The organism is Lactococcus sp. EKM203L, from assembly GCF_011800585.1.
GTDB classification, from domain to species: Bacteria; Bacillota; Bacilli; order Lactobacillales; family Streptococcaceae; genus Lactococcus; species Lactococcus lactis.
This window is the reverse complement of sequence record NZ_JAALEQ010000007.1, coordinates 37,817-54,026: the sequence shown is the minus strand read 5'-3', so window position 1 is coordinate 54,026 and position 16,210 is coordinate 37,817. Positions and strand designations below refer to the sequence as shown.

The window sequence follows — 16,210 nt, the reverse complement described above, 5'->3', positions numbered from 1 at the left end:
GAAATGAATAATACTGAATATTATGAACGACTAGGTGTCGATAAAAATGCCAGTCAAGATGAAATAAAAAAAGCTTATCGTAAAATGTCCAAAAAATATCATCCCGATTTAAATAAAGAAGAGGGTGCTGAAGAAAAATATAAAGAAGTTCAAGAAGCATACGAAACGCTTTCGGATGAACAAAAGCGTGCTGCTTATGACCAATATGGTGAAGCTGGAGCCAATGGCGGCTTTGGTGGCGGTGGCTTCGGCGGAGCTTCTGGTTTCTCTGGTTTCGGCGGTGGCTCAGGTGGCTTTGGTGGTTTTGAAGATATATTCTCAAGTTTCTTTGGAGGAGGTGGTGCACAAGTTAACCCTAATGCACCCCGTCAAGGAGATGACTTACAGTATCGGATAAACTTAAAATTTGAAGAAGCTATTTTTGGCGTGGAAAAACAAGTCAAATATAATCGTGAAGAACTCTGTCACACTTGTGGAGGTTCTGGAGCGAAAGCTGGCACACATCCAGAAACTTGTCATAAATGTGGTGGTCGTGGACAAATTAATGTTGTTCGTGATACACCACTTGGACGGATGCAAACACAAGTAACATGTGATGTTTGTAACGGAACAGGTAAAGAAATCAAAGAGAAATGTGAAACTTGTCATGGTTCAGGTCATGAAAAAGTGGCACATACTGTTAAGGTTACTGTACCTGCTGGTGTTGAAACTGGACAAAAAATGCGTTTGCAAGGACAAGGTGATGCTGGTGTAAATGGTGGACCTTATGGTGATTTGTATGTTGTTTTCCAAGTGGAAGCTTCAGACAAATTTGAGCGTGATGGTGCAGAAATTTACTACAAGATGCCAATGGACTTTGTTCAAGCTGCTTTAGGTGATGAAATTGAAGTTCCGACTGTTCATGGAAATGTGAAGTTGAAAATTCCTGCTGGAACACAAACAGGGGCTAATTTCCGTCTAAAAGGTAAAGGTGCGCCAAAACTTCGTGGTTCTGGTAATGGTGACCAATATGTTATTATCAATATTGTCACTCCTAAGAATTTGAATCAAGCTCAAAAAGAAGCGCTCCAAGCTTTTGCTAAAGCAAGTGGTGTTGAAGTCTCTGGTTCAGGTAAAAAAGGTTTCTTTGATAAGTTTAAATAAAAATAAAAGTAAAAGTCGCTTTTGGCGGCTTTTTTTGTTCTGTCAGTAATTTTGTTCTCTATTTTTTTGTTGACGAGTTTGTCAGTATTTTTAGGGAAGAAAACAGGAATTTCTGTAAGTTTTTGATATAATAGGGGCATGAAAATTGATAATTATAAGCCTGATTATTTAGTGGAAGCTGTCTATCAACTAGACCCTAAACGTCTGCAAGCCTTGAATGTTCGTGCCGTAATGGTGGATTTGGACAATACTTTAATTGCCTGGGATAATCCTGACGGAACTCCAGAGCTTTTGGCTTGGCTTTTGGATATGCGAGAAAATGGTTTAAAAGTGGTGGTTGTATCAAATAATAAACAAGCAAGAGTTGCTCGTGCTGTGGAAAAGTTTGGTGTTCAATATATTTGGCGGGCAATGAAACCTTTTGCTTGGGGGATAAAAAAAGCCTTGAGATTGCTTGATGAGCGTCCTGAAAATGTGATTATGGTTGGTGATCAATTGATGACGGATATTAGAGCTGCTCATCGTGCCGGCGTCAGAAGTATTTTAGTCAAACCTTTAGTTGCATCAGACTCTTGGAGTACACAAGTGAATCGTTGGCGTGAACGACGCGTTTGGAAAAAATTGATTGCTCGAGATGGTGAGCCTGTGTGGAAAACAAGTTTATAAAAATAGATTTCAAAAAAGAATTTTACCTGTGGAAAAATAAATTCACAAGTAAAATCCTTTTTTTATCTTATTTTACGGATAAAAACAGAAAGTTTTCCACAGAATTGTGAAGTCTTTCCACAAATATGTGGAAAACTGTGTAAAAGTTTGTGGAAAAGATAAAAAACCTATCGTTAAGACAGGTTTTTTTCTTTATTTATTGTAGTAACCACGTTCTTGATACCATAAATCAGGTTGCCAAGCCCATTCGTGACCATTTTTTTCTAGTAAGTCAAATGCAGCCTTAGGTCCCATTGTGCGAGCCGTATAAGTTGGAAGCTCAGAAGTTTCTTTATCCCAAGCTTCTCGAATAACATCAATAAGTTCCCAGGCGCGAGCCGCTTCTTCCCAATGTGAGAAATTTGTTCCATCTCCATTAAGGACATCTAGGAAAAGTTTTTCATATGCTTCAGGAGAATTTCCAAGAAATTCACTATCGTGTCGGAAATTTAAGCGCAAAGGCTCTAAATGGAAGCCTTGACCAGCCGCTTTTCCATTTACTGAAAGTGAAAACCCTTCAGTTGGTTGAATATAAATGGTCAAAACATTTTGAACGGATTGGTCATCGCAATTTTCTGCAAAGAGATTGTCTTTATCTTTTTTGAAAACGATATTAATACGAGTTCCTTTTTCAGTCATACGTTTTCCTGAGCGAACATAGAAAGGGACGCCTGACCAACGCTCATTATCAATGACAAATTTTCCAGCAGCGAAAGTTTCAGTTCGACTGTCTGTTGCAACAGAATCTTCTTCGCGATAGCCTAGGTAATCTTCACCGTCAAAACGTCCTGCGATATATTGACCACGAACGAAGTTTTCTAAAGCTTCCTCAGAAGAATATTGACGGATTGCATTAAGGGCTTTAACTTTTTCTTTTACAATATAAGATTCATCAAATTTTTCAGGTTTTTCCATGGCAATGAGGCTGAGTACTTGTAAGACATGGTTTTGAATCATATCTTTTAAAGCACCAGAAGTTTCGTAGTAACCGCCACGGTCTTCAACACCGATAAATTCGGCAAAAGTAATCTGAACGTTATCAATGTGTTGATTATTCCAAAGCGATTCAAAGATTGGATTGGCAAAACGAACGGCAGAAACGGCCTGGATCATTTCTTTTCCAAGGTAGTGGTCGATTCGGAAAATTTGTTCTTCACTAAATACTTTTGCGAGGCTGTCATTAAGTGATTTTGCCGTATCGTAGCTTGTTCCAAATGGTTTTTCAATGACGATTCTCTCAAAACCCTCACCTGTCAAAATATTTTCTGATTTAAGGTGTTCAGCGATAGTGCCAAAAAATTGAGGAGCCATTGCTAAAAAGAAGACTTGATTGCCCGCAGTTTTATACTGTTTACGCAATTTTTCACCCAAATCTTTTAAGTTAACGTAATGTGAGCTGTCGCTAACATCGTGACTTTGATAATAAAAATGGCTGGCGAAATTTTCGGCTTCCGTTTTTGAGTTCATTAAATCTTTGATAGACTCTAAAACAACTTCACGATAATACTCGTTTGTCCATGGACGGCGAGCGGTACCGATGACTGCAAAATTGTCAGCTAGTTCACCTTTTTTGAAGAGGCGAAAGAGTGAAGGGTAGAGCTTTCTTTTAGCGAGGTCACCAGTTGCTCCGAAGATGGTGAAAAGTGCTTGTTTTTGTTCGGTCATATTTTTTCCTTTTTTAAAAAACAATAATTAATTTACTGACAGACTGATTTAGAATTTCTGTCAGTAAAATTTAACCATTTGTATTAGTTTCATTGACGTAATCATGAGCGTACTGTTCAATATCGGCTTTGAGTTCAGCTTTCATTTCTTGAAATTCGGACTCGCTATAATCGCGCTCGGCTATTTTAGCATTATAAAAGGGAATTGCTAGCTCTTGACGAAGTCGTGTCTCAAGTTCTTGTCTATTCATTTTAACCTCCAATAAGTTGCCTCAAAAACTCTTGTGAAGCATTAATCTTATAAGAATTATATCATAAATTGGGGTTGTAAAAAATAGAATAGGATTTAAATGTTCTTGATAAAGTATCTTAATCAAAGGAACAAGCAGCTTTAAAAAGTTTTTGGTAAAATAGGGTTATTAGATTGGAGAAACACATGTCTTTATTAGTATTTACTCTGTTGATGTTACTTCTTGGTTTCGTCGCAGGGGTATTTGGCTCAATTTTGGGTCTTGGGGGTGGAATTATTATCACGCCTATTATTACGACATTTTTTGGTGTTGATATTAAATATGCCATTGGGGCAAGTATTGTTGCCGTTATTGCAACAAGTTCTGGTGCGGCCATTTCTTATCTGAAAGATGATATGATTAATGTTCGTACCGCTATGTTTTTGGAAATATTTACCACAATTGGTGGTTTAGTTGGTGCAATTTTAGCAGGATTTTTTGATGCTACGATTTTAAATATTTTATTTGGTTGTCTTTTGATTTTCCAAGGCTACAATATGTGGCGGAAAATGCATAAAGGTGAGGAAGTTGTTCAAAAGGTGGAGTCAGACAAGATTGCTGAGAAATTAAAATTAAACTCAAGCTATTATGATAAACAGCTTGGCAAAGAAATTCCTTATCAAGTAGAAAAGGTTCCAGGTGGTGCTGCTGTAATGCTTGGTGCTGGTGTTGCGTCAGGTCTTTTGGGAATTGGTTCTGGGGTCTTTAAGGTCATGGCAATGGATTCAATGATGAAAATGCCTTTAAAAGCTTCAACAGCGACTTCAAATTTGATGATTGGGGTAACAGCAGCGGCTTCTGCAACGGTTTATTTTTTCAATGGCTATGTTAATCCAAGTTTAGCAGGTCCGCTTGCTATTGGGATTGTTGCCGGTGCAGCTTTGGGCTCAAAAATTATGCCTAAGTTACCAGCGAAAACAATTCGATTGATTTTCATTCCAGTTATTTTAATTATGGCATTACAAATGTTGCTTAAAGGATTGGGGGTATCGCTCTAATGGTAAATAAAGAATTAACAAAAGAAGAGTTACTCAAAATAGAGCGAAATATCGGAAAGATTCTTCGGATTGGTGTATTTGTTAGTACTACAGTCATTATTATTGGAATTTTGATGTTTCTCCTAAGCGGCCATTCTGGTTATGCTGAAGGGGTTTGGCCAGATAAATTTAATGAAATTTTAAGTGGTTTAGTTGAATTTAAAGCATTGGCTTGGTTGATGACTGGATTATTCCTCTTAATTTTGACTCCTGTTTTGCGAGTAGTTGCTTCAATTGTGGCTTTTGCAAAAGAAGGAGATAAACTCTATGTGGCAATTACAACTTTAGTTTTGATTATATTAATTGTTGCAATGTTTGTAGGGCACGGAGGTGCTTAAATAGGGCGTCATAGCGGATTTTCAACTTGCATTTTTTCTATTAAACTGATATTATAGAAAAGTGTTATGACCCGTAGGGGAAGTGCCTTTGTAGTAGTCGCTTTAGCGACTTACGTAAAAGGACAAGGTTATGATCCGTAGGGGAAGTGGTGGAATGGCAGACACGCATGCTTCAGGTGCATGTGCGAGAAATCGCGTGAGGGTTCAAATCCCTTCTTCCCCATGATTAAGTGGACGGTTGGCTGGAAGCTGGCCGTTTTTTGCTCTTTTGAGCTTTTTAAGAGATGGAGAAATATGACTAGATTAACAAGAGAAGAACTAGAGAAAATCATTGATGAAAATCCTTTACGCTCTTTATCAAGCATTGGCGAAGAAACAGGAAATTCACGAGTGGCTATTGAAAAATGGTTGAAAACTTATCAATTGGATGAATATCGTAACCGAAAAATCAAACGGTTGCGGGGAGATAAAGCCCGTAAACGTCGTGATTACCAAAATTAGACGAAACAGATTTTATAAATCTGCTAAATAAAGGAGAAGAAATGTCAAAAATAGCATTTATTGGTACGGGTGTGATGGGAGCCGCAATGGCTGGTCATCTTATGGACGCTGGTCATGATTTAATTGTTTATAATCGTACAAAATCAAAAACGGACGGTCTTGTGGCACGTGGTGCAACTTATGCTGAAAATCCACAAAAGGCTGCGGCTCAAGCTGAGTTTGTGATTACAATTGTTGGTTATCCTAAGGACGTCCGCGAAGTTTATTTTGGTGCAGAAGGAATTTTCAAAAATGATTGTTCAGGAAAAGTTCTTATTGATATGACGACGACTGAGCCAACTTTAGCACAAGAAATTTATCAAGAAGCTAAAAAAGTTGGAGCTTTCGCACTTGATGCCCCTGTTTCTGGAGGAGATTTGGGTGCAAAAAATGCGACACTGACTATTATGGTTGGTGGTGATTCAGAAACTTATGAGAAAGCTTTGCCTTTATTTGAAAAAATGGGAAAAACTATTACTCATCAAGGGGCAGCTGGAAGTGGACAACACACCAAAATGGCTAACCAAATTTGTATTGCGGGTACAATGACTGGAATGACTGAGCTTCTAGCTTATGCCCAAAAGGCTGGTTTGGATTTGGATAAAGTTTTAAATACTGTTGGGGGAGGTTCTGGTGCTACTTGGTCTTTGGCTAATTACGGGCCTCGGATTCTCCGTGAAGATTATAGTGCAGGATTTTTTGTTAAGCATTTCATCAAAGACTTAGGGATTGCACTTTCTGAGGCAGAAAAAATGAATCTTGAGCTTCCTGCAACTAAAGGGGCAAAAGAACTCTATGAGCAATTAGCTGATAAAGGCTTTGAAAATGATGGGACTCAAGCTTTGATTAAACTTTGGTGGCCAAATGGACATCGTCCAGAATAAGAGAAATAGCGCAAAACAGCCTGAACATTTCAGGCTGTTTTTATAGATAAAAAAGTTGAAGTGATTGAAAAACTAAATATATTTTATAGATTTAACCCTAATTTATAAAGCGAAGTATCGTCACTTTACCAAATATGTTATAATTATTTTATAAAGTCTAAGAGTTTTAATGAAAGAAATAATTAGTAATTAATGAAATTTTAAGGAGGCTTGAGATGCACTATGATGACTTAGTTGATTTGCTTGTTGAAAAAATAAAAAGTCTTGATTATGTTAAAGATTTTCAACAAGCTGAAACAGCACTAATGGCTAATCAAGAACTTTTTAAAGCTCAAGAAGAAATGAAAGCTCTACAAAAAGAGGCTGTTTTATATCAAAAAATTGATAAAATACAGGCTTACAAAAAGACTTCACAGTCGGCTCAAGTCATTGAAAAACGGATTAAGCATCATCCTTTGGTAGAAGATTATGCTACAAAATTAGAGGATGTCAATGATTTAGTTCAATATATCACTGGTGAATTAGAAGAAAAAGTAAATCTTTTGTTGGAAACTGGTGAATAAAAAGTACTGACAAGAAATTCTGGCATAGGATAGGCCATGAAAGCTTGCTTATGGAGATGCTAGAATTTTTGTCAGTAAAAATATAATAAAAAAATACTGACAGAATTTCTGTTTTAGGATATTTAGTGTTAAATTTTCTTACGGATATGCTAAGAATTTCGTCAGTAAAATTTAGATGGGATAGGAAGAAAAAATGGCTGAAAAAATTTCACCAGGAATGCAACAATATTTAGACATCAAACAAGATTATCCCGATGCTTTCTTGCTCTTTCGGATGGGTGATTTTTATGAGCTTTTCTATGATGATGCAGTGAATGCTGCCCAAATATTAGAATTAACCCTGACTTCAAGAAATAAAAATTCAGAAAATCCAATTCCAATGGCTGGTGTTCCCCACCATGCAGCAGCTGAATACATTGATAAATTGGTTGATTTAGGCTACAAAGTGGCTGTTGCTGAACAAATGGAAGACCCGAAAAAAGCGGTCGGAATTGTTAAACGGGCAGTAACACAGGTGATTACCCCAGGGACAACGATTGACACTGCAAATTCGGTTGATAATAATTTCTTGGTGGCAATTGACTTCAAAGATAAACATTATGCTCTTTCCTATATGGACTTATCAACTGGTGAATTCAAGGTGACAGAGCTCAGCGAATTTTCAGCGGTAGTAGGAGAAATTGCTTCACTCAAGGCGCGGGAAATTGTAGCTGGTTTTACTTTAGATGAAAGTCAGTTAAAAGTTTTTGAAAGACAAATGAATCTTTTGATTTCAGAACAAATTGAAATTCCTGAAAATTTACTGATAGATTTGTCAGGATTGACCGCCTTAGAAAATCAAGTCGCTTCAAAATTGTTGGCTTATGTCAAAGAAACACAAATGCGTGATTTGAGTCACTTACAAGAAGTTGAACATTATGAAATTAAAGACTTTTTGCAAATGGACTTTGCGACAAAATCATCTTTAGAGCTGACGGCAAATAAAAGAGAAAATAAAAAACATGGCACACTTTATTGGTTGCTTGATGAGACGAAAACAGCGATGGGAACCAGAATGTTACGGTCGTGGATTGACCGTCCTTTGGTTTCAAATTCAGCCATTCAAAAACGAATGGAAATTGTTCAAATTTTCTTAGACCATTTCTTTGAGCGTTCCGATTTGATAGAAGCCTTAAAAGGGGTCTATGATTTAGAACGTTTGGCTTCACGTGTTTCTTTTGGTAAGGCTGTTCCGGTTGATTTTTTGCAGCTGGCTAATTCTTTATCAAATGTTCCTGCTATCAAAAATATTTTGGGAATGCTTAATGAAGCTCCATTAGAAGAGTTAAAAAGCCAATTAGACGAAATTCCAGAATTATCTGGTTTAATTAATTCAGCTATTAGTGAGAATGCCTCAAGAACGATTACTGAAGGGGGCATTATTAAAAAAGGCTACAATGCTCAATTAGATAAATATCGGGAGGCGCTTGAAAATGGGACTTCTTGGATTGCTAAATTGGAAGCAGATGAAAAAGCCAAGACAGGAATTTCCACACTACGAATTGATTATAATCGTAAGGATGGTTATTATTTTCATATTACTCAAAGTCAGTTGAATAGTGTTCCTGAACATTTTTATCGGAAGGCAACTTTGAAAAATTCTGAGCGTTTTGGTTCTCAGGAATTAACTGAAATTGAAGAAATTATGTTGGAAGCGCGTGAAAAATCATCATCTCTAGAATATGATTTATTCATGGGCCTTCGGACTGAAACGGAGCAATATATTGGCAGACTACAAGCTCTAGCCAAAACAATTGCTGAAATTGATTGTTTACAAAGTCTATCTGTCGTTGCCGAAAAACAAGGATATATCCGTCCGACGCTTACAGACGGTTCAAGAATTGTTGAAATTAAAGGCGGTCGTCATGCGGTCGTTGAAGCGGTCATGGGTGCTCAAGAATATGTGCCAAATGATATTGAACTGCCTGAACAAACAGATATTCAACTCATCACAGGACCGAATATGTCAGGTAAATCAACCTACATGCGTCAATTTGCTTTGACGGTGATTATGGCTCAAATTGGATCTTTTGTTCCAGCCGAAACAGCCAATTTACCAATTTTTGATGCCATCTTTACACGGATTGGTGCCAGTGATAACTTGATTTCAGGGGAATCGACCTTTATGGTTGAAATGTCTGAGGCCAATCATGCCATTCAAAAGGCAAGCAGTCGCAGCCTGATTATTTTTGATGAATTAGGGCGAGGAACGGCAACTTATGATGGGATGGCTCTAGCTCAAGCAATTATTGAATATGTTCATGACCATATTGGGGCAAAGACCTTGTTTGCTACGCATTATCATGAATTGACAGACTTAGATGAAGCGCTCGATCATCTTGATAATGTCCATGTTGCTACCTTGGAGCAAAATGGGAATGTGACTTTTTTGCATAAAATAACAGAGGGACCAGCTGATAAATCCTATGGGATTCATGTGGCGAAAATTGCAGGTTTACCACAGCCTTTGTTAGAGCGAGCAGATTTGATTTTGCAGAAGTTAGAAAATAAACCTTTGCCTGCTAAAAAAGTTGCTGATGAACAAGAACAACTTAGTTTATTTGATTTTACCGAAAATTCTTCAGAAATTATTGAAAAGATAAAAAGGCAAAATGTTGATAATATGACTGCAAGAGAGGCATTGAATTTCTTGTGGGAACTTAAAGATTCACTTTGAACTTGGTAGCGAGGCATATTCTGTAAATAAGCTAAGAAAAAAGGCTATAATTACTTAAAAAGAAATTCATTGAAAGATGAATTGAGTAGAAGCTAACATAAAAAGGAGCTAAACATGGAAAATGAAAAAGAACTTAAAGGGCAAGAAATTCCAGAGACTCAAGTGGAGCCAACTGAAGAATTAAATTCTGAGAATCTTGCTTCTCAAGAAGAAACAACTAAGAGTGATATTAGTGAATGGGATGCCTCAGAGCCTGTACTTGATGAGCCAGTAGTTGCCAAGGCTGAAGTTTCAGAAGGTTTTGTAAGTGAACCAGTGATTGCAGAACCAGTAATTGCTGCTAGTGAACCACTTGATTCAAAAGTCGAAGAGAAAACGAGCGAACAATCAGCTTATGCAGATATTCCTCAGAATCGCTCACTAGAAAATCAAGATGAAATTAAAACTAAATGGAACTGGGGAGCTTTCTCTTTTCCAATGTGGTTTGGGATTGCCAACCGTGCTTATTTGGGACTCTTGATTTTGATTGGATTAATCCCATGGATAGGTTGGATTTTTGGGATTGTATGGATGATTGTTTTTGGTTTTAATGGCGAAAAATGGGCACTTGAAAATCGAGATAATAAATATCGTGATGAGGAAGAGTTCCGTAAGGTCATGGACGGTTGGAATCGAGCAGGTTTCGTTGCATTCATTATTGGAATTGTATTATTTGTGATTGCAATTTTGATTCTTATTTTCGTATTAGTCTTTGCTTTTAACAGCTATAATAATTTTGATAATGGTTACCGCAATTTTGGAAACTACTAATTAATGTAAAAATGATAGACAATTTTCATCTTGTCTATCATTTTTTGTCAGTAAAAAATGAAAAGCGAGCCCTTGCTTTTTGTGTTATAATTAGAATTAATTTTAAAAAACAAGAGAGCGAGATTATTGTGGGAAAAATTATTGAACTAAATGAAGCGCTCGCCAATCAAATTGCTGCTGGAGAGGTGGTTGAGCGGCCTGCTAGTGTTGTCAAAGAATTAGTCGAAAACTCAATTGATGCTGGAAGCAGTAAAATTATTATCAATGTTGAAGAAGCTGGTTTGCGATTAATTGAAGTCATTGATAATGGTTTGGGTTTGGAAAAAGAAGATGTGGCTTTGGCTTTACGTCGTCATGCAACAAGTAAAATCAAGGATTCGGCAGATTTGTTTCGGATTAGAACACTCGGTTTTCGGGGGGAGGCTCTGCCATCAATCGCTTCTGTCAGCCAGATGACCATTGAAACAAGTACGGCTGAGGAAGAATCAGGAACAAAACTAATTGCTAAAGGTGGAAATATCGAAACTTTAGAACCACTTGCTAAGCGCGTGGGGACGAAAATTTCTGTTGCTAATCTTTTTTATAATACACCAGCAAGACTCAAGTATATCAAGTCCTTGCAGGCTGAACTTTCTCATATCACAGACATCATCCACCGATTGAGTCTGGCTCATCCAGAGATTTCCTTTACTTTAGTTAATGAGGGTAAAGAATTTTTGAAAACGGCTGGAAATGGTGATTTACGTCAGGTTATTGCTGCAATTTATGGTATAGGGACAGCGAAAAAAATGCGTCAAATCAAGGGCTCAGACTTAGATTTTGAACTAATAGGTTATGTCAGCTTACCAGAGCTGACAAGGGCTAATCGTAATTATATTACGATTTTAATAAATGGTCGATTTATCAAAAACTTTTTATTGAATCGGGCAATTTTAGAAGGGTATGGCAATCGATTGATGGTGGGACGGTTCCCTTTTGCTATTTTATCGATTAAAATTGACCCAACACTTGCTGATGTTAATGTTCATCCGACAAAACAAGAGGTGCGTTTGTCTAAAGAGCGTGAATTGATGGCTTTAATTTCTAAAGCAATTGATGAAGCTTTATCAGAAGGTGTTTTGATTCCAGAAGCTTTGGAAAATTTGCAAGGAAGAGCTAAAGAAAAGGAGAGTCTTTCTGTTCAAACGGAACTTCCTTTGCAAAATAATCCTTTATATTATGATAATGTTCGCCAAGATTTTTATGTCAGAGAAGAGGCAACTTTTAAAATCAATAAAAATCAAGCTTCAAATGATTCGTCTGAACGAACTTTTGATAATTTTACAGAAAATCAACTTAATACAGATGCTGTCAGTGAAAAAATTACTGACAGAACTGTTGAAAGTACAACTGAAATTACTGACAACAGTCTAGAAAATACTGTCAGCAACTTTGAAATTGATTTTGATAATGAAGTAAAGATAAGTCAGTCATCAACTTTTCCGCAGCTTGAATACTTGGCACAATTGCATGCGACTTATTTACTTTGTCAGTCCAAAGAAGGACTTTATTTGGTTGACCAACATGCGGCTCAAGAGCGAATCAAATATGAGTATTGGAAAGATAAAATTGGTGAGGTCAGTATGGAGCAACAAATTTTACTTGCACCATATTTGTTCACTTTAGCCAAAAATGATTTTATTGTTTTAGCCGAGAAGAAAGATTTGTTGCATGAAGCCGGTGTTTTCTTAGAAGAATACGGAGAAAATCAATTCATTTTAAGAGAACATCCAATCTGGTTAAAAGAAACCGAGATAGAGAAATCAATTAATGAAATGATTGATATTATTCTCTCATCAAAAGAATTTTCACTCAAAAAATATCGTCATGATTTAGCTGCAATGGTTGCTTGTAAAAGTTCAATTAAAGCTAATCATCCCCTTGATGCCGAGTCAGCTAGAGCATTGATTGCAGAATTAGCAACTTGTAAAAATCCTTATAGTTGTGCGCATGGACGGCCAACGATTGTTCATTTTTCAGGGGATGACATTCAAAAAATGTTCCGGAGAATCCAAGAAACGCATCGTTCAAAAGCAGCTTCGTGGAAAGATTTTGAGTAAAAAGTGACTAAACAGATTAATGATGAAGTTGGTCAGTAAAAAAATAGATAAAAACTACTGACAGACTTGAATAAGGGAGTTTGTCAATCAAAAAAATTAGAAAAGTAAAAAAATGTTTGAATATCTTAATGGAAAATTAGTAAAAATTTCCCCAACAAATATTGTAATTGATGTAGCAGGAATTGGTTATCTTATCAGTGTAGCTAACCCTTACGCTTGGTCGGCTTTGATGAACACAGAAGTAAAAATTTATGTTCATCAAGTCATTCGCGAAGATGCCCACAGCCTCTATGGTTTTGTTAACGAGGCCGAAAAAGCTTTATTCTTACGTCTGATCAGCGTTTCTGGGATTGGGCCAAAATCAGCTCTGGCCATCATTGCGGCGGCTGATAACGAAGGTTTAATCACTGCTATTGACAATAGTGATATCAAGTATTTAACTAAATTTCCAGGAGTTGGTAAAAAAACAGCCATGCAGATGGTGCTTGATTTGGCTGGGAAATTTGATGCGACAGGAACTGTAGGTATTTCTCTTCTTGATGCTGGACCTGCTGGCAATCTTGCTTTGGAAGAAGCGATTGAAGCGCTACAAGCTTTGGGTTATAAAGCAACAGAATTGAAGAAAATTGAGAAAAAATTAGCTCAAGAAACAGGTCTGACCAGCGAAGAATATATCAAATCAGCCTTAAAACTTATGATGAAATAAAAAAGTTTGAAGAAAGAACTGACAGACATCAAAAATAGTCATTCAAGTCTTTCTGTCAGTAAAATTTACTGACAGCTTCTCATAAGTCATCAAAAATCATCTCTAAAAGGAGAATTACAAGATAAGATGAACGATATATTAAACAAAGAGCCAATGGAAGAAGATTACGGTATTGAAAAATCTCTACGTCCGCAATTTTTTAATCAATATATTGGTCAAGATAAAGTCAAAGAACAATTAGAAATCTTTATTAAAGCAGCAAAAATGCGTGAAGAAGTTTTGGACCACGTGTTACTTTTTGGCCCTCCGGGACTTGGTAAGACAACAATGGCATTTGTCATTGCCAATGAGTTGGGGGTTAATATTAAACAAACAGCGGGTCCTGCCATTGAAAAGCCAGGAGATTTAGTTGCGATTTTGAATGAATTGGAACCTGGCGATGTACTATTTATTGATGAAATTCATCGGATGCCAATGCAAGTTGAAGAAGTTCTTTATAGCGCTATGGAAGATTTCTACATTGATATTATGCTTGGTTCTGGTGATGGTTCACGCTCGGTTCATTTAGATTTGCCGCCATTTACTCTAGTTGGGGCAACAACAAGAGCTGGAATGCTTTCGAATCCATTGCGTGCCCGTTTTGGAATTTCAAGTCATATGGAGTATTATCAAGAGCGTGATTTAGAAGAAATTGTTAAAAGAACAGCTGATATTTTTGAAGTCGAAGTTATTGATAATGCCGCTTTAGAGATTGCTTTACGTAGTCGAGGGACTCCGCGGATTGCCAATCGTTTACTTAAACGAGTGCGTGATTTTGCTCAAATAATGGGGGATGGCCGAGTGGATAAAGCAATTACCGATAAGGCCTTGTCTATTCTTGATGTTGATGCCGCTGGTTTGGATTATATTGACCAAAAAATTCTCCGCACAATGATTGAAATGTACCACGGTGGTCCTGTTGGGATTGGAACTTTGGCGGTAAATATTGCCGAAGACCGTGAAACGGTCGAGGATATGTATGAACCTTATTTGATTCAAAAAGGATTTTTGATGAGAACTAAACAGGGACGTAAGGTGACCCAAAGAGCCTATGAACACTTAGGTTACGTTTATAATGAAGAAGATTGACAGTTAGTATCTGTCAGTAAAAAAGTTTGTCAAAGCTTGACGGGCTTTTTTATATTACATAAATTCCTACCGTTGTAACAATAATGAAAAAAGTATATAATATGACCATAAAGTTACGACTGGAGAGACAAGACAAATGGTTAATCAATACTATGGTTTAAAACTTCAAGAACTCTGTGAAGCTAAAGAAATCACGAAAAATGAAATTATCAAAAAAACAGGAATTCCTAAAAGTAGTCTCTCTCGTTTTTTTAGTGGAGAAGGTTATTTAAATCTTGATCAAATTGATGCTTTGCTTGAATTTCTTCACTTGGAACTTTCTGAATATGATTATTATCTCAATAATTTTAAACATAGTTTTTACGAAGAATTATTTAGTAAAATCGACCAAGCGGCAACGAATAATAATATTGAAGAACTAAAAGACATTGCCTGGCAATGTGAGCAAATTGGCGAACATTTGATTGCTCTTTGTGCCAAAGCACGCTTAGAAAAGTTGCCAGAAAACGAAGTGGTTGAGTTAAGTTCTTTTATTTTAGGAATTGAAATATTTAGTTTTTATGAACTTCTCATTTTGTCAGATACCATTGAGCAATTTTCGTCAGAAATGATAAAAGCAATTATTCAAGATTTGAGCCATCATCATCAAAGGTTAGCCAATCGTACACGTTATCGCAAAATTATTTGTCAAATCGCCTGTCGCGGAGCAGTGACTTGTATCCAAGAAGGGAAAGAAAAGGAAGCGCAAGAATGTCTGGCTCTGGTCAAAGCATATTGTCATGAAAAAGACGCATATTCTAGATTGATTTATCGCTTTACTAAAGGTTATTATTGTATTTTTTATGGTCAAGGCGAAGAACGACTTCTGGGAATTGAAAGCATGAAAAAGGTCATCGAAATTTTTGATTGGGAAGGAAGTATAAATTTAGCAAAAACCTACCAAAAACTCTATGATAAATATGTGAAAAACTATAATTTTCCTCAATGGTTAAGTGATATTCTAGGAAAAGATTCAATTTGAATCTTTTTTTTGTGCTTTCGAAATCGGTGCTACAATAAAGTTAAGGAGACAAAAATAAAAACAAACGAGGAAAAACCAATGGACAAATTCGCAAGCTACTGATCGCAGCCAAGAAAACAAAGTAAAAAATGAAAGGAATCTCTCAACATGAGAAAAATATCATCAGCTTGATTCAGAAAAGATAATTTCTTTCTGAATTTGGGCAGAAAGAGGTAAATTATGAAAATGAATTTGAAAAAACAAATCTTTGTCTTATCAACTTTACTTGTTACGACAGGTGCGATAGGGGTAACTTCTGTATCTGCGACTCAAGTCGCCTATGTAAAAACAAGTTCAGTTACTTACTATCTAAATAATGTTTCTACAGGAACAACGGATTATTATGATTATGTGAATATCCTTCATGGAGGTTCTTATACAATCACCACAAGTACAATTTACTACACGGTAGTAAATTCTGTCGGACAAAGTCAACCGGCAAAACAAGTAACTACTTATTATCATTATTGATGGAATAGGAGTAAGCTACCTCACTTACTCCTATTTAATGATTATTTTTGATTGAG

At 36.6% G+C, this 16,210-nt stretch carries 16 protein-coding genes and 1 tRNA gene; 15 read left to right on the top strand and 2 right to left on the bottom strand.

Annotated elements, in window-relative coordinates:
• Positions 1-3: 3 nt before the first annotated feature.
• Entirely contained in the window at positions 4-1,143 is a 1,140-nt protein-coding gene (dnaJ, locus tag HFD15_RS11115; RefSeq protein ID WP_010906396.1) for a molecular chaperone DnaJ, read from the top strand.
• A gap of 138 nt (positions 1,144-1,281) precedes the next feature.
• Positions 1,282-1,809 (top strand): YqeG family HAD IIIA-type phosphatase, encoded by a 528-nt coding sequence (locus tag HFD15_RS11110; protein WP_003132009.1) that lies wholly within the window; start codon positions 1,282-1,284, stop codon positions 1,807-1,809.
• A gap of 192 nt (positions 1,810-2,001) precedes the next feature.
• Here the strand turns inward: HFD15_RS11110 and zwf are convergent, their stop codons facing one another.
• Positions 2,002-3,513: a glucose-6-phosphate dehydrogenase gene (zwf, locus tag HFD15_RS11105; RefSeq protein ID WP_167593626.1), complete on the bottom strand. Its 1,512-nt coding sequence runs from the start codon at positions 3,511-3,513 to the stop codon at positions 2,002-2,004.
• Between the two features lie 70 nt (positions 3,514-3,583).
• A complete protein-coding gene (locus tag HFD15_RS11100; RefSeq protein ID WP_003132007.1) occupies positions 3,584-3,763 on the bottom strand; it encodes a hypothetical protein in 180 nt (59 codons plus the stop codon).
• Positions 3,764-3,948: 185 nt separating this feature from the next.
• Here HFD15_RS11100 and HFD15_RS11095 point away from each other — a divergent pair, with 185 nt between their 5' ends.
• From HFD15_RS11095 to HFD15_RS11035, 13 genes are all read left to right on the top strand, one after another.
• Positions 3,949-4,800, top strand: a complete 852-nt coding sequence (locus HFD15_RS11095; RefSeq protein WP_021463283.1) for a sulfite exporter TauE/SafE family protein — start codon at positions 3,949-3,951, stop codon at positions 4,798-4,800.
• Positions 4,800-5,177 carry a DUF1634 domain-containing protein gene (locus HFD15_RS11090; RefSeq protein ID WP_003132003.1) on the top strand — a complete coding sequence of 126 codons (378 nt, stop codon included), beginning with the start codon at positions 4,800-4,802 and terminating at the stop codon, positions 5,175-5,177. The genes HFD15_RS11095 and HFD15_RS11090 overlap by 1 nt, the downstream gene beginning before the upstream one ends.
• Before the next feature lie 140 nt (positions 5,178-5,317).
• A tRNA-Leu gene (locus tag HFD15_RS11085) sits at positions 5,318-5,400 on the top strand.
• A gap of 71 nt (positions 5,401-5,471) precedes the next feature.
• Complete coding sequence (locus tag HFD15_RS11080) at positions 5,472-5,678, top strand: hypothetical protein (protein WP_003132002.1); 207 nt, start codon at positions 5,472-5,474, stop codon at positions 5,676-5,678.
• A gap of 41 nt (positions 5,679-5,719) precedes the next feature.
• On the top strand, positions 5,720-6,601 hold the full coding sequence (locus tag HFD15_RS11075; RefSeq protein ID WP_012898703.1) for an NAD(P)-dependent oxidoreductase: 882 nt from the start codon (positions 5,720-5,722) through the stop codon (positions 6,599-6,601).
• 215 nt (positions 6,602-6,816) lie between these two features.
• Positions 6,817-7,164: a RicAFT regulatory complex protein RicA family protein gene (locus tag HFD15_RS11070; protein ID WP_012898702.1), complete on the top strand. Its 348-nt coding sequence runs from the start codon at positions 6,817-6,819 to the stop codon at positions 7,162-7,164.
• Positions 7,165-7,357: 193 nt separating this feature from the next.
• Positions 7,358-9,880, top strand: coding sequence for a DNA mismatch repair protein MutS (mutS, locus tag HFD15_RS11065; protein WP_012898701.1), 2,523 nt, complete (start codon positions 7,358-7,360; stop codon positions 9,878-9,880).
• A 114-nt stretch (positions 9,881-9,994) separates the two neighbouring features.
• Complete coding sequence (locus HFD15_RS11060; RefSeq protein ID WP_017865243.1) at positions 9,995-10,690, top strand: hypothetical protein; 696 nt, start codon at positions 9,995-9,997, stop codon at positions 10,688-10,690.
• Between the two features lie 128 nt (positions 10,691-10,818).
• Entirely contained in the window at positions 10,819-12,789 is a 1,971-nt protein-coding gene (mutL, locus tag HFD15_RS11055; RefSeq protein ID WP_167593627.1) for a DNA mismatch repair endonuclease MutL, read from the top strand.
• A 112-nt stretch (positions 12,790-12,901) separates the two neighbouring features.
• Entirely contained in the window at positions 12,902-13,495 is a 594-nt protein-coding gene (gene ruvA, locus HFD15_RS11050) for a Holliday junction branch migration protein RuvA (protein ID WP_003131995.1), read from the top strand.
• A 126-nt stretch (positions 13,496-13,621) separates the two neighbouring features.
• A complete protein-coding gene (ruvB, locus tag HFD15_RS11045) occupies positions 13,622-14,623 on the top strand; it encodes a Holliday junction branch migration DNA helicase RuvB (RefSeq protein WP_003131994.1) in 1,002 nt (333 codons plus the stop codon).
• 136 nt (positions 14,624-14,759) lie between these two features.
• Complete coding sequence (locus HFD15_RS11040; protein ID WP_012898698.1) at positions 14,760-15,644, top strand: XRE/MutR family transcriptional regulator; 885 nt, start codon at positions 14,760-14,762, stop codon at positions 15,642-15,644.
• A gap of 219 nt (positions 15,645-15,863) precedes the next feature.
• Positions 15,864-16,154: a hypothetical protein gene (locus HFD15_RS11035; RefSeq protein WP_058208533.1), complete on the top strand. Its 291-nt coding sequence runs from the start codon at positions 15,864-15,866 to the stop codon at positions 16,152-16,154.
• Positions 16,155-16,210: the final 56 nt, after the last annotated feature.

Bases quoted from the DNA above. Each gene is read 5' to 3' on its own strand.
- dnaJ (WP_010906396.1), top strand. From the start codon at position 4: ATGAATAATACTGAATATTATGAACGACTAGGTGTCGATAAAAATGCC.
- HFD15_RS11110 (WP_003132009.1), top strand. From the start codon at position 1,282: ATGAAAATTGATAATTATAAGCCTGATTATTTAGTGGAAGCTGTCTAT.
- zwf (WP_167593626.1), bottom strand. From the start codon at position 3,513: ATGACCGAACAAAAACAAGCACTTTTCACCATCTTCGGAGCAACTGGT.
- HFD15_RS11100 (WP_003132007.1), bottom strand. From the start codon at position 3,763: ATGAATAGACAAGAACTTGAGACACGACTTCGTCAAGAGCTAGCAATT.
- HFD15_RS11095 (WP_021463283.1), top strand. From the start codon at position 3,949: ATGTCTTTATTAGTATTTACTCTGTTGATGTTACTTCTTGGTTTCGTC.
- HFD15_RS11090 (WP_003132003.1), top strand. From the start codon at position 4,800: ATGGTAAATAAAGAATTAACAAAAGAAGAGTTACTCAAAATAGAGCGA.
- HFD15_RS11080 (WP_003132002.1), top strand. From the start codon at position 5,472: ATGACTAGATTAACAAGAGAAGAACTAGAGAAAATCATTGATGAAAAT.
- HFD15_RS11075 (WP_012898703.1), top strand. From the start codon at position 5,720: ATGTCAAAAATAGCATTTATTGGTACGGGTGTGATGGGAGCCGCAATG.
- HFD15_RS11070 (WP_012898702.1), top strand. From the start codon at position 6,817: ATGCACTATGATGACTTAGTTGATTTGCTTGTTGAAAAAATAAAAAGT.
- mutS (WP_012898701.1), top strand. From the start codon at position 7,358: ATGGCTGAAAAAATTTCACCAGGAATGCAACAATATTTAGACATCAAA.
- HFD15_RS11060 (WP_017865243.1), top strand. From the start codon at position 9,995: ATGGAAAATGAAAAAGAACTTAAAGGGCAAGAAATTCCAGAGACTCAA.
- ruvA (WP_003131995.1), top strand. From the start codon at position 12,902: ATGTTTGAATATCTTAATGGAAAATTAGTAAAAATTTCCCCAACAAAT.
- ruvB (WP_003131994.1), top strand. From the start codon at position 13,622: ATGAACGATATATTAAACAAAGAGCCAATGGAAGAAGATTACGGTATT.
- HFD15_RS11040 (WP_012898698.1), top strand. From the start codon at position 14,760: ATGGTTAATCAATACTATGGTTTAAAACTTCAAGAACTCTGTGAAGCT.
- HFD15_RS11035 (WP_058208533.1), top strand. From the start codon at position 15,864: ATGAAAATGAATTTGAAAAAACAAATCTTTGTCTTATCAACTTTACTT.